Genomic DNA, 12,814 nt, shown 5'->3' with positions numbered 1-12,814 from the left:
CTAGCTTGATGCACAAGAGGCGAGGTTAACCTGAACGGCGCAGCCAGCACTCATGCGCTTGCGCGGCTTCGCGGCGCGAAGCCGCGCAGTGTGACGGCGTTTCGTGCATCTCCATGTAGTCCGCCGCGCAATCCGCCAACTGACTGCGCTGGCCGGCTTGCGCCCTGCTCGTCGGCCAGCAGCAGGCCCACCGGGAAGCCGCGCCGCTGCCATGCATCCAGCCCTCCGCGAAGCGCACGAATCCGCGTATAGCCGTAGTTGCGCATGCGCACACTGATCTCGGCAGCCGTCGCGCTGTCCGGACACACGCAGTAAATCACCATGTCGTAAGCGCGCAGCGCGAAATCGATCTGTTCGGGCGAATGCGGGTCGAGGGCGAACGCGCCCGGAATCGGCGACGCTGCGTCGGGCGCCGCGCCCGGCGGACGTGCGTCGAGCACCTTAGGCGTCGGCTTGCGGGCCGCCGCGCGGCTCGACGCTTGCGGTTGCGCGCCTCCATCGGCAAGCGCCGATTGCCGGCGTGCCCGCCGCTGCAGAAAAAGGCGATAGGCGAGATACAGCAACGCGGCGCCCAGCAGCAAATCGATCACCGTGCCGCCTTGCGCTCTGACGAACTCGAACAGCATGTGCAGTTGCCGTTCCGCTGCCGCGCCGCCGAGCAGCCAGAAAGCGGCCCACGCCATTGCGCCAGTCAGGTCCCAGATCGCATAGATGCGGGCATCGACGGCCGTGGTGCCCATCAGCGGGGGCGTAATCAGCGCGAGGCCAGGGACGAACTTCGAGATCGACACCAGCGGCACGCCGAAGCGCTCGAACATTGAGCGCGCCTGTTCGACCCGGGCATCGAGAGCGGGCAGCAGTTGACCGAGTACGCCGATCAGCCTGCGGCCGTAGAGGCGGCCGGCCGTGAACCACAGGCCGTCGCCGATCAACGCGCCGAGCACTGCGGCGCATAGCACCGGCCAGAACGACAGCGTGCCCGCCGCGATTGCGGAGCCGGCAAACAGCAACACGGGGACGGCGGGAATCGGCACGCCGAGTCGCGTCAACAGCACGTTGCCGAAGACGACCGCGCCGCTCCAAGTGGATACCGCCGACGACGGAAACTCTACCAATTGAGCGGCTCCTGGGTTCTTGTTGGGAAGTTGAAAGCGCGCCTATTGTTGCCTGGCTCGACTGCCGATGCAAAGACCGTTCCCGTCGCGCTGTGGCTTCTCCCGTCGATCAGGATACTCGATCGATCTCCCGCAGGGCCACTGCGCGACCCGCTGCAATTTCGTTCAAGACCGCCTGCCGACGCATGTCTAAGCTGCGTGCTCGTCCCTTTGCCTCGGAGATGCCGGATGAACTCACGGTACATCGGTTATATGTGCTGCGCGCTGGCGATGGTCGGCGTCGGCAGCACCGTGGTGGTGAGCAAGTCGATCGCGGCGGGATTGCCGCCGTTCAGCGCAACCGCGCTGCGCTTCGCAATCGCATTCCCGTTGTTTGTGCTGATCATGCGCTGGCGCGGCGTTCGCTGGCCGCGTCTGGACCGGCGCGACGCCGCGCTCGTGGTCGCGCAGGCCGCGGCGGGCAGCGTCGGCTATACGGTGTTGCTCATCAGCGGGATGAAACTCGCCTCCGCCGGCGATGCTGGCGTGATCGCGGGCACGTTGCCCGCGGTGTCGGCGATAGTCGCGATGCTGGCGCTGGGCGAGCGGCCGTCGCCTTCGCTGCTCGGTGCGGTCTGTCTTGCCACGGCGGGCGTGCTTGCTTGCACCGTGCATCCCGGCGAAAGCGTTGCGTCCCATCCGGGCGGTTCTTCTATCGTGGGCAACGCGCTGGTGTTCGCGGCGATTGTCTGCGAGGCGCTCTTCATTCTGCTCAATCGCAAGCTGCGCACGCCGGTTGCGCCGCTGCCGTTGTCGGCGTTGATGTGCGGCATCGGCTTCGCGGTATCGATCGTGCCCGCGTACTTTGAAAGACCCTGGAGCTTGCCGCTCGACGCCGGCGCTCTGAGCGGCGTGCTGTATTACGCGCTCGTGCCGACCGTGGCCGGCTTCGTTCTCTGGTATGAAGGCGCCGCGCGCGTGAGCGGCGCGGAGGCCGGCTTGACGACCGCGCTCGTGCCGGTCAGTGCATTGGCGTTGGCCGCGCTGCTATTGCACGAGCCAGTTAGCGCGGCGCAACTCGCAGGCGTTGCCTGTGTGCTCGGCGCCGTGATGCTCGCGACATTCGGGCAACCGCGCAGCACGCGCAAGGCGGCGTGAGCCACGCGTGGTGTCGCGCGTTCGGCAGGAAACGTGCTCTTACGTGTTGGGCACCGCGACGGCGCCGGGATTGCCGACGATCGCCAGAAACTCGCGGCGCGTGGACGGGTCCGTGCGGAACGTGCCGAGCATGCGCGACGTGACCATTGTCACGCCGGCTTTGTGCACGCCGCGCGTCGACATGCACTGATGCGCGGCTTCGAGAATGACGCCGACGCCCGCCGGTTGCAGTACGTCGTTCAACGTATCGGCGATCTGCACGGTCATCTTTTCCTGGATCTGCAGCCGCTTCGCGAATGCGTCGACGAGACGAGCGAGCTTTGAAATGCCGACGACGCGGTGCTGCGGCAGATACGCGACATGCGCGCGGCCGATGATCGGCACCATGTGATGTTCGCAATAGCTTTCGAAGCGGATGTCCTTCAGCACGATCATCTCGTCGTAGCCGTCCACCTCGGAAAACGTGCGAGCGAGGATTTCGCGCGGATCGACCTGATAGCCCGCATAGAACTCTTCGTATGAGCGCACCACGCGCGCCGGTGTGTCGAGCAGGCCCTCGCGCTGCGGATCGTCGCCGGCCCAACGCAGCAGCACGCGCACGGCTGCTTCTGCTTCTTCACGGCTCGGACGGCCGTTCGTGGCCGCCGGTGTGGTTTGTTCTGTCTTGCTGCTGGTCATCCGTCGCTCCTCCGGGATCGCGCGTCGGGCCAGGATGGAGCGCGCGGGTTCATGAGTGGGGTCATTGTTCCATGTTTTAGGCCGGATCGTGCCGATGCCCCTTCCGACGTCGCGGGGCTGACGGTTTCATTTCGGCCACTCGTCCATTGCGTCGTTGAAGAGCTGCGCGACCACGCCGCGCAGCCAGCTTCCGCGCGGATCGTTATGAAACTTGCGATGCCAGTGCTGCCGCAAATCGAAACGCGGCAGCGGCAGAGGCGGCTCGACGAGCGTGATCGACGCATGTTCCGACACATAGGCGAAGCCGATCGCATGCGGCACGGTCGCGATCAGATCCGTGCGCGCGAGGATGAACGGCAGGCTCATGAAGTGGGGCGTCTCCAGCACCGCCCGTCGCTTGATGCGCTTTTTCACCAGATATTGTTCGAGGACTTCCTGGCTGCGCCCTTCGGCGCGCACCACCGCGTGCCCCGACGCGACGAATTGCGCGAGCGTGAGCGGCGCCTTTGAAAGCGGATGACCGGCGCGCATCAGGCAAATGAAGCGGTGCGTGAAGAGCCGCTGCTGGAAAAAGTTATTACCCGACAGGTCCGGAAAGTAGCCGACGGCCAGATCGACGTCGCCCGATTCGAGACCGCGTTCGACGTGCGCCGGCGACAGCGATACGGAGCGCAGGTTCGCATGCGGCGCGCGCTCGGCGAAGAGTTGCAAAAGCCGGGGCAAAAAGACGATCTCACCGACGTCGGAAAGCGCGATCGAGAACGTATGCGTGCTCGTGTCCGGGTCGAACTCCTGCGCGTCGAGCATGCCTTTCTCGATCCGCAGAAGCGCGTCGCGCGCGGCCGGGAGAATGGCGAGCGCGCGGGGCGTGGGCTCCATACCTTTGGAAGTGCGCACGAACAGCGGGTCGTCGAAATACTCGCGCAGCCTCCCGAGTGCCGTGCTCACGCGCGGCTGGCTCACACCGAGTTGCTCAGCCGCACGGCTGACGTTGCGGGTGTCCTCCATCGCGACGAGGTAGGGAATCAGATTCAGATCGAGGTTGGTGTCCGACATGCTTTTCGGCCAGCGGCCGTAGGTGCTATTCGATATAAGGATAAAGGGTAGCCGAATAATTGCCATGCGGGATAGTGGAGTTTCGTTTGCTGGCCGAGCCGCAAGAGTGCACGCGAGGCCAACAGGCGCGCACCTCGGACGTTGGCAACCTATGATTAAGGGAAAGTCCGTGCCTTGACAATGCAGTTAAAGCGCAACCATAATCGCCGAATCGTTCGCTAAACGAATCACTGTTCACTGTGCGAACAAAACGAGCGAGCTGGCAGATGATTCGTCGCACACAGAATCGCCGCGCGGACTCAATGGAACCAGGCGGCGGAGAACGGGCGAAAGCAGCCCCAAGGTTTGCACGGCCCGCATCTGTCTGGAGACCGCCCGCGTAGGCTGCCGTCACGGCGATGCCCAGCGTGCGTAGCGCCTCACAAGGAAATTCGACATGATCAACAAGATTTTCGAGTCACTTCAGTCGGCGGTCGCCGACGTCCACGACGGCGCGACTGTCATGATCGGCGGCTTCGGCACGGCCGGCATGCCGTCGGAGCTGATCGACGCGCTGATCGAGCAAGGCGCGCGCGAACTCACCATCGTCAACAACAACGCCGGTAACGGCGACATTGGCCTTGCGGCGCTGCTCAAGGCGAAGCGTGTCCGCAAAATCATCTGCTCATTTCCGCGCCAGACGGATTCGTATGTGTTCGACGCGCTGTATCGCGCCGGCGAAATCGAACTCGAACTCGTGCCGCAGGGCAATCTAGCCGAGCGCATCCGCGCAGCGGGCGCGGGCATCGGCGGATTTTTCACGCCGACCGGCTACGGCACGAAGCTCGCTGAAGGCAAGGAAACGCGTCTGATCGACGGCAGGCACTATGTGCTCGAGTCGCCGCTGCATGCGGATTTTGCGCTTATCAAGGCGTATAAGGGCGACCGCTGGGGCAACCTCGTTTATCGTAAGACGGCTCGCAACTTCGGGCCGATCATGGCAAGTGCGGCGAAAACCGCGATCGTGCAGGTGTCGGAAGTCGTGCCGCTCGGCGCGCTCGATCCGGAAAACATTGTGACGCCGGGCATTTTCGTGCAACGCGTGATCGAAGTGCCGCAAGCGGCACATGCTCCGCTGCCCAATCCCCGCGACGCTGCCGCCTGAACCGGAGACCGACATGAAGAAACTGACCCGCGATGAAATGGCCAAGCGCGTTGCACTGGATATTCCGGAAGGCGCGTATGTGAACCTCGGTATCGGCGTGCCGACGCTGGTGGCGAACCACCTCGCAGCCGACAAGGAAATCTTCCTGCACAGCGAAAACGGCCTGCTCGGCATGGGCCCCGCGCCCGCGAAGGGCGAGGAAGACGACGAACTGATCAACGCCGGCAAGCAGCATGTCACGCTGCTGACGGGCGGCGCGTTTTTCCACCACGCCGATTCGTTTGCGATGATGCGCGGCGGTCACCTCGACTTCTGCGTGCTCGGCGCGTTCCAGGTGTCGGCGAATGGCGACCTCGCGAACTGGCACACGGGCGCACCGGACGCGATTCCTGCTGTCGGCGGCGCGATGGATCTCGCCATCGGCGCGAAACAGGTCTACGTGATGATGGAGCACCTGACCAAGCAGGGCGAAAGCAAGATCGCCGCTGAATGCACGTACCCGGTGACGGGCGTCGGTTGCGTCGATCGCATTTACACGGACCTGGCCATGATCGACGTCACCGATCAGGGCCTCGTGGTGCGCGAGATTTTCTCGGATATCGACTTCGACGCGCTGCTCAAACTCACGGGTGTGCCGCTGATCGACGGTACGCAGGACGCGCGCGCCGCGTAATCATGGCGTGGGGGCGCGCGGCGGCACGCATGCTGCCGCGCGCCCCGCGTTTCGCCGAGCAGTGCTACATTCAATAAAATCATCCGATCATCCACGTCATCATGCTCGACTCCAGCGGTCGCCTCACCGGCCTTCTTTGCGGCACGCAGCCGATGAACGACATCTGGTCGCCGCGTGCCACGCTGCAACGCATGCTCGACGTAGAAGCGGCGCTCGCGCGGGCCTCGGCAGCGCACCATGTGATTCCTGAAACGGCGGTGCCGGCAATCGAAGCAGCGTGCCACGCCGATCAACTCGACGCCGACGCGCTAGCGCGCGACGCGGCGCTCGGCGGCAATCTCGCGATTCCTCTCGTCAAGCAACTCACAGCACGCGTGAAAGCGGCTGACGCCGAAGCGTCGAAATACGTGCATTGGGGCGCGACGAGCCAGGACATCATCGACACCGCAACGGTGCTGCAGCTACGCGATACCTTCAATCTGCTCGACAGCGGTTTGCAAGCCACTTGCGACGCAATCGCAAAACTTGCGGCCACTCATCGCGCGACGCCGATGATCGGCCGCACATGGTTGCAGCAGGCGTTGCCGATCACGCTCGGCCTGAAATTCGCGCAATGGCTCGATGCGTTGTTGCGTCACCGCGAGCGGCTCGATGCGCTGCGTGCGCGCGCGCTCGTGCTGCAATTCGGTGGCGCGGCCGGCACGCTGGCGAGCCTTCGCGATGCTGCGCCGCAAGTCACGCAAGCGCTCGCACAAGAACTCGGCCTCACGGTGCCCACATTGCCGTGGCATACGCAACGCGACCGGATCGCGGAGAGCGCATCGTTCTTCGGGATGTTGATCGGCACGCTCGGAAAGATTGCGCGCGACATCTCGCTGCAAATGCAAACCGAGATCGACGAACTCGCCGAGCCTGCCGCTGCGGGCAAAGGCGGATCGTCGACGATGCCGCACAAGCGCAATCCGGTTGGCTGCGCAGCGGTTCTCACGGCGGCCACGCGTGCGCCCGGACTCGTCGCCACGGTATTCGCGGGCATGGTGCAGGAACACGAGCGCGCGCTCGGCGGCTGGCAGGCCGAATGGGACGCGCTGCCCGATCTTGCACGGCTTGCTGGCGGCGCGCTCGCCAACATCGAACAGATCGCGGCCGGACTCAACGTGAACGTGCCGCGCCTTGCCGCGAATCTCGACGTCACGCACGGGCTGATTCTCGGCGAAGCGGTCATGCTTGCGCTCGGCGACAGCATCGGCCGGATGGACGCGCATCATCTCGTGGAGCGCGCGTCGAAAGCCGCGATTCGCGACGGCCAGACGCTTTTCGATGTGCTGTCCGCAGACGCGGCCGTGACCCAGCATCTTTCGGTCGAGCGCCTGAAACAACTGCTCGACCCCGCTCAATACGTTGGCCAGGCGCACGCATATGTGGACGCCGCGCTGGCGCTTCATACCGCGCGTTCAGAGCGCGCCCCTTCCAAGGAGTAACCGGCATGCCTTACGCCGCAGTCAACGGCACGGAGCTTCACTATCGGATCGACGGCGACCGTCACGGCAATGCACCGTGGATCGTGCTGTCGAATTCGCTCGGCAGCGACCTGTCCATGTGGACGCCGCAAGTCGCGGCGCTGTCGAAGCACTTCCGCGTGTTGCGTTACGACACGCGCGGCCACGGCCATTCCGAAGCGCCGAAAGGTCCGTACACGATCGAGCAACTGAGTGGCGACGTACTGGGCCTGATGGACACGCTCAAGATCGCGCGCGCGAATTTTTGCGGCGTGTCGATGGGCGGGCTGACAGGCGTTGCGCTGGCCGCTCGTCATGCGAATCGTTTTGAGCGCGTCGTGCTCGCGAATACGGCGGCGCGAATCGGCTCGCCTGAAGTGTGGGTGCCGCGCGCCGCGCGGGCGCGCACGGAGGGCATGCTGGCGCTGTCGGACGCGGTGTTGCCGCGCTGGTTCACCGCCGATTACATCGAGCGGGAGCCGGTGGTGCTCGCCATGATTCGCGACGTATTCGTGCACACGGACAAGGAAGGTTATGCATCCAATTGCGATGCGATCGACGCCACCGATCTTCGGCCCGAAACGCACGGCATCAAGCTGCCGGTGCTCGTGATCAGCGGCACGCACGACGTCGCGGCGACGCCTGCGCAAGGACGCGAACTCGCGCAGGCGATTCCAGGCGCGCGTTACGTCGAGCTGGACGCGTCGCATATTTCCAACATCGAGAAGGCCGATGCTTTCACGAAGACAGTCATCGACTTTTTGACGGAGCCGAAATGAACGACGAAGACCGATACGAAGCAGGAATGGGCGTGCGCCGTGCAGTGTTGGGCGATGCGCACGTGGACCGCTCGCTCGCGAATCGCACTGAGCTGACTGAAGAGTTTCAGAACTTCATTACGCGTTATGCGTGGGGCGAAATCTGGACGCGCGATGGCTTGCCGCGGCACACGCGCAGCCTGCTGACCATTGCAATGATGGTTGCGTTGAATCGCAGCGAAGAACTTGCGCTGCATTTGCGCGCGGCGAAAAACAACGGCGTGACGCGTGAACAGATCAAAGAGGTGTTGCTGCAAACCGCCATTTATTGCGGTGTGCCGGCGGCCAACTCCGCGTTTCATCTCGCCGACAAACTGTTCCGCGAGGACGACGCCGCAGCGAAGCAGTGAGTTGATTAGCTGCAGTCATGCTTTAACGATACGACGCGCGCCCGATACGGCGCGCGTTTTTACATGGCGCGCCGTGCGGGCTCGGTTCCGCGACGTGCATTGGCATCGACGTCAGTCCCGGCAGCTGCATCCGGGCGCACCTGAGCTACCGAGTCGATCCGGACAGCGCGCAATACGGTGTCCTTGATAACTTCGCGCCAATGCGCGAGCGCCGCCTTGTCCATTAGCGACTCGCCGAGAAACGCGCCCAACGTGTACTGGTTCGCGTTATAGAAATAGCCGAGCGATGCGATCAGCAGATACACGTCGCGCGCCTCTACGTCGGCGCGGAAAACGCGCTGTGCCTTGCCTGCATCCAACAGCTTTTGCACCACGGAGATCGCATAGCCCGAGATCTCCTTCAGCTTCGAAGACTTCTTGGCGTGCTTGCCTTGATGCAGATTTTCGCTCGACAGCAGCGTAACGAACTCGGGGTGGTCGAGGTAGTACTGCCAGACGAACTCGACCATCTGTTCGAGGCCGTGCACCGGATCGTCCAGGTCGAGATCGAGCTTGCTCTCCGCTTCGTTGAACTGCGTGTAGATCGTTTCCAGTACTTCGATAAACAACTGTTCCTTGCTGCCGAAGTAGTAGTAGATCATTCGGTCGTGCGAGCGCGCAGCCTTCGAAATACTTTCCACGCGCCCGCTCGCATAGCCTTGCTTCGCGAACACCTTGATTGCCGCTTTCAGTATCTTGGCGCGCGTGTCTTGCGCCTGTTTCGCACGAATGCCGGTGGCTCCCGGTTTGCGAGCGGCAGTGGAACTCATGGCGGTCCAATATCTCTTTTGGCGTCGTTAAACGGTTTGCACCTTGCGACCTTGCGTCTGCTGTTCGCCAGGGCAGATACCCGTCCTCATCATACAGCGGGCCTTGCATAGTGCGAGTGCTGCGGGTGTTATGAATGCTGCGAGTACCACGGCTTCGGCGCAAACTGGAAGATCGATCCAACCCGCGCTCTTTAAATGCCGCGTTGCACCATCCGCATACGCACGGGAAACACATTGCGCAGTCTATTTTGATCGAGTAGATTTGCAAGAACTTTGGTGTAGCGGATACTACACGAACGGTAAGTGATCGCAACATGAAATTCGCGAGTCACACGAAACGTCCCTTGAAACAAGGGCTATTCGTCAGCCGGGCAGGACCGATTGTAATGTCGTCGTATGGGAACCCCACCATGACAGAACATACGAAGGTCGATTTCGGTGCGGAGCGCGTCGACGGCGAAACCGCCTCGACGCCCGGCCCCACCGTGCTCGAGAAGGCGGCGCCGCGCAGCGAGCGAATGGCGTCGAACAAGATCGAATGCAATGCCTGTCCGGTGCTGTGTCAGATATCGGAAGGCCGTACCGGCGCATGCGATCGCTATGCGAATGCAAGCGGACGGCTGATTCGCGTCGACCCGGTGGTGTTTCTTTCCCGCGCAAACGGCGCGGACTCCACGGTCGAATTCGGTGCATCGTCAGATGCTCAAAATGATCCCGTCGAACAGGCGCTTTTCGTGACCGGTGTCGGCGCATCGTCCACTTACCCCGACTACAAACCCGCGCCTTTCATCGTTGCCTCGAAGCGCGACGACGTCGACATGATCACGGTCGTCACCGAAGGCATTTTCAGCTATTGCAGCTTCAAGGTAAAAATTGACACCGACCGTTTTCTCGGTCCGGAGCAGGCCAACGTGCGCTGTCAGGGTGAGATCGTCGGGCATGTGACGACGGCCGAATACGGCTCGCAAATGTTGAGCCTCGGCGGCGTGCATCATCTGACCGGCGGCAGCAAGAAAGAAGGCCGCGTGACTTGCGACATGATGCTCGCGCTCGGCAATAAACAGGCGGTGGAGTTGAGCATAGACGGCGGCGCGAGCCTCGCGATTCGCGCCGGTGCCGCGCCGGTTGTCGACGGTGTCGAAGAGCAGCGCATGCGCGTGGGTTGCGGGTCGGCGACTATCGGTATCTTCGCTAAACAATGGTTCGGACACGCGGACGAAGTCGTCGTGGTGGACGATCACATCACCGGCGTGCTGACCGAACATCAGGCGGGGCGCTGCCTCGGTATGACACGCTCGGGCATCAGGATTCGCGGACGCAAGTCGACGCCCGGCCGCTACTTTCAGGTGGCGAATCCCGGCATTGGCTGGGGCGGCACCGACATTCAGGACCCCCTTGCGATTATCGAAGGCTTCGATCCTGCAGTTGCGAAACCCGGCATGCGCCTGCTGATGGTGTCGACCACCGGCGAACACGCGCAGTGGTACGAGCTCGATCAGGATCTCGTTCCGCGCGTGGCCGGGATGCCCGATGCGGTGCGCAGAACAGTGGAGCGGATCGGCGAAAACTGCGAGCCGTCGCTTGCAACGGTGCTGTTTCTCGGCGGCGCGGGCGGCAGTCTGCGCGCGGGTGCGACCGAGAACCCTGTTTTGCTCACGCGCGCGATCAAGCAGAAGCTCGTCAACGTGACATGCGGCGGCGCGCCGGCTTATGTGTGGCCAGGCGGCGGCATTACCGTGATGGTCGACGTATCACGCATGCCTGACCGGTCGTTCGGTACTGTACCGACGCCTGCGATTGTCGCGCCGATCGAATTCACCATGACGTACGACGCCTATCGCGATCTCGGCGGCCATCTGGATGCAGTGCGTTCATTGGAAAACGTGTTGATCAATGGTCCGGAGCATACCGAAGGCGCGCCGCTTGCGCGCCGCATGGTGGCCGCCAATCCGGACAATCCGTGGCCACCCGTCATGCCGCCAATGCTCGGCTAACCGGACTGTCACGACAACGCTATGAGCCCAACCCGCATCCGCATCGACGCAACCCGCTGGCATTGGCAGCACGGGCCGATCGATCTGATCCTCGGCGCCGACGGAGAACCCGCCGCGCTGCAAGCTGCTTTTGATGCGTGCTGGACGCGTTTCGTGGACGTATTGCCTGAACTGGTCGGTGAATTGAAAATGCTTCGGCGGTCCATCAGCGCCGACGCGTCGCCTGATGATTGCGCGCTGCAAGGCCGCGTTGCGCGCCGCATGTGGTCCGCGTGCCATCCGCACCGCGCGCGTTTTATCACGCCAATGGCGGCCGTTGCGGGCAGTGTCGCCGACGAACTGATCGCTGCATTCGCGCGTGAAGGCATCTCTCGCGCGTTCATCAACAATGGCGGCGACATAGCGTTTTATTTGACGGAAGGCAGGCAATATCGCGTCGGTGTCTTTGCGGACGTCTCGCAAGCGCTCGCGAAGGTGCAGCGCCGAGGCGGCGAAGCGCTCGACGCCAATCTCACGCTCGACGCGAACGCGCCCATTCGCGGCATTGCCACGAGCGGTTGGCGCGGCCGCAGTTTCAGTCTCGGCATCGCGGACAGTGTGACCGTGCTCGCACGCAATGCGGCAAGCGCCGACGCTGCCGCGACGATGATCGCCAACGCCGTGAATCTCGATCATGCAGGCATCGTACGTGTACCGGCTTCGTCGCTGAAGGACGACACCGACCTGGGCGACCGGCTTGTTACCGCCAACGTGCCTTCGCTGCCACAGCCGCTCGTCGATTTCGCACTTGCACGCGGCGTTGAGGCCGCGCGGAGTTTGCTCGATAGCGGGATGATTGAAGGCGCCGCATTGTTCTTGCAAGGACGAGTGCGAGTCGCCGGTATGCACGGCACGAGCGGGTTGCTTTCGCATCGCGCTCAAACAACAAGGGAGGTTCCGTGTTCGAAATACGCCGCGTGCTGACGCACGTCGAAGACATCTTCCACGAGTTCGGCCCCGCGCCCGCACAGCCGTTGCGCCGCGGTGCCATTGCCGCTGTGATGACGAACCCGTTCGCCGGCCGCTATGAAGCGAACATCGAACACGCGATGGAAGCGCTCAAGCCTATCGGCGTCGACATGGCGCAACGGCTGCTCGCGGCGATGGCGGTCCCGCATGCGTCGATCGAAGGTTATGGCAAGGGCGCGATTGTCGGCTCGCGTGGCGAACTCGAACACGGCGCGTTGTGGCATGTGCCAGGCGGCTATGCGATGCGCGAGTTGCTGGAGAAAAACGGCGTGCCGACCAACGCAATCGTGCCGTCGACGAAAAAGGTCGGCGCGCCGTCCACCGCGCTCGACGTACCGCTTACGCATGTGAATGCGAGCTACGTGCGCAGTCATTTCGACGCGATCGAAGTACGCGTGCCAGGCGCACCGTCCGCCGACGAAGTGGTGTACATCCTCGCGATGAGCACCGGTCAGCGCGTGCATGCACGCGTCGGCGGACTGGCGAAAGAGGCGATTGTGGGCAAGGACGGCCTGCGCTAAACCACGGTGAAG

At 63.3% G+C, this 12,814-nt stretch carries 13 protein-coding genes; 9 read left to right on the top strand and 4 right to left on the bottom strand.

Translation table 11 applies throughout. The features are described 5' to 3' along the window. Positions 1 to 50: 50 nt before the first annotated feature. Positions 51 to 1,115, bottom strand: coding sequence for a VTT domain-containing protein (locus SB753_RS05290; RefSeq protein WP_410799329.1), 1,065 nt, complete (start codon positions 1,113 to 1,115; stop codon positions 51 to 53). 228 nt (positions 1,116 to 1,343) lie between these two features. On the opposite strand from SB753_RS05290, the gene SB753_RS05285 reads away from it, so the two are divergent. Beyond that, positions 1,344 to 2,252: a DMT family transporter gene (locus tag SB753_RS05285; RefSeq protein ID WP_131318306.1), complete on the top strand. Its 909-nt coding sequence runs from the start codon at positions 1,344 to 1,346 to the stop codon at positions 2,250 to 2,252. Between the two features lie 39 nt (positions 2,253 to 2,291). Here SB753_RS05285 and folE read toward each other — a convergent pair whose 3' ends face one another. Both folE and SB753_RS05275 read right to left on the bottom strand, forming a co-directional pair. Continuing rightward, entirely contained in the window at positions 2,292 to 2,930 is a 639-nt protein-coding gene (gene folE, locus SB753_RS05280) for a GTP cyclohydrolase I FolE (protein ID WP_020066629.1), read from the bottom strand. A gap of 126 nt (positions 2,931 to 3,056) precedes the next feature. After that, positions 3,057 to 3,986 (bottom strand): LysR family transcriptional regulator, encoded by a 930-nt coding sequence (locus SB753_RS05275; protein ID WP_088174192.1) that lies wholly within the window; start codon positions 3,984 to 3,986, stop codon positions 3,057 to 3,059. A 436-nt stretch (positions 3,987 to 4,422) separates the two neighbouring features. Here SB753_RS05275 and SB753_RS05270 point away from each other — a divergent pair, with 436 nt between their 5' ends. The 5 genes from SB753_RS05270 to pcaC all read left to right on the top strand — a co-directional run bounded on the left by SB753_RS05270 (position 4,423) and on the right by pcaC (position 8,470). Further along, positions 4,423 to 5,130 carry a 3-oxoacid CoA-transferase subunit A gene (locus SB753_RS05270; RefSeq protein ID WP_020066627.1) on the top strand — a complete coding sequence of 236 codons (708 nt, stop codon included), beginning with the start codon at positions 4,423 to 4,425 and terminating at the stop codon, positions 5,128 to 5,130. Between the two features lie 13 nt (positions 5,131 to 5,143). After that, complete coding sequence (locus SB753_RS05265) at positions 5,144 to 5,803, top strand: 3-oxoacid CoA-transferase subunit B (RefSeq protein ID WP_410799327.1); 660 nt, start codon at positions 5,144 to 5,146, stop codon at positions 5,801 to 5,803. A gap of 101 nt (positions 5,804 to 5,904) precedes the next feature. Next, on the top strand, positions 5,905 to 7,284 hold the full coding sequence (locus SB753_RS05260) for a 3-carboxy-cis,cis-muconate cycloisomerase (RefSeq protein ID WP_410799325.1): 1,380 nt from the start codon (positions 5,905 to 5,907) through the stop codon (positions 7,282 to 7,284). A 5-nt stretch (positions 7,285 to 7,289) separates the two neighbouring features. Then, positions 7,290 to 8,081 (top strand): 3-oxoadipate enol-lactonase, encoded by a 792-nt coding sequence (gene pcaD / locus SB753_RS05255; protein ID WP_020066624.1) that lies wholly within the window; start codon positions 7,290 to 7,292, stop codon positions 8,079 to 8,081. Then, positions 8,078 to 8,470, top strand: coding sequence for a 4-carboxymuconolactone decarboxylase (pcaC, locus tag SB753_RS05250; RefSeq protein WP_020066623.1), 393 nt, complete (start codon positions 8,078 to 8,080; stop codon positions 8,468 to 8,470). Before pcaD ends, pcaC begins: the two co-directional genes overlap by 4 nt. A 59-nt stretch (positions 8,471 to 8,529) precedes the next feature. Here the strand turns inward: pcaC and SB753_RS05245 are convergent, their stop codons facing one another. Then, positions 8,530 to 9,279, bottom strand: coding sequence for a TetR family transcriptional regulator (locus SB753_RS05245; RefSeq protein WP_131318304.1), 750 nt, complete (start codon positions 9,277 to 9,279; stop codon positions 8,530 to 8,532). Between the two features lie 410 nt (positions 9,280 to 9,689). On the opposite strand from SB753_RS05245, the gene SB753_RS05240 reads away from it, so the two are divergent. Genes SB753_RS05240 through SB753_RS05230 form a run of 3 tightly spaced genes read left to right on the top strand, consistent with a single transcriptional unit; the run spans position 9,690 to position 12,802 of the window. Further along, the gene (locus SB753_RS05240) at positions 9,690 to 11,273 is read left to right on the top strand and encodes a 6-hydroxynicotinate reductase (RefSeq protein ID WP_410799323.1); all 1,584 of its coding nucleotides are present in this window, start codon (positions 9,690 to 9,692) and stop codon (positions 11,271 to 11,273) included. A 21-nt stretch (positions 11,274 to 11,294) separates the two neighbouring features. Then, positions 11,295 to 12,236, top strand: coding sequence for a UPF0280 family protein (locus SB753_RS05235; RefSeq protein ID WP_410799322.1), 942 nt, complete (start codon positions 11,295 to 11,297; stop codon positions 12,234 to 12,236). Further along, a complete protein-coding gene (locus SB753_RS05230) occupies positions 12,212 to 12,802 on the top strand; it encodes an amino acid synthesis family protein (protein ID WP_020066619.1) in 591 nt (196 codons plus the stop codon). Before SB753_RS05235 ends, SB753_RS05230 begins: the two co-directional genes overlap by 25 nt. Positions 12,803 to 12,814 lie beyond the last annotated feature (12 nt).

It is taken from the genome of Paraburkholderia sp. SIMBA_053, assembly GCF_046534895.1.
GTDB classification, from domain to species: Bacteria; Pseudomonadota; Gammaproteobacteria; order Burkholderiales; family Burkholderiaceae; genus Paraburkholderia; species Paraburkholderia caledonica.
This window is presented reverse-complemented; position numbering and strand designations above follow the sequence as displayed.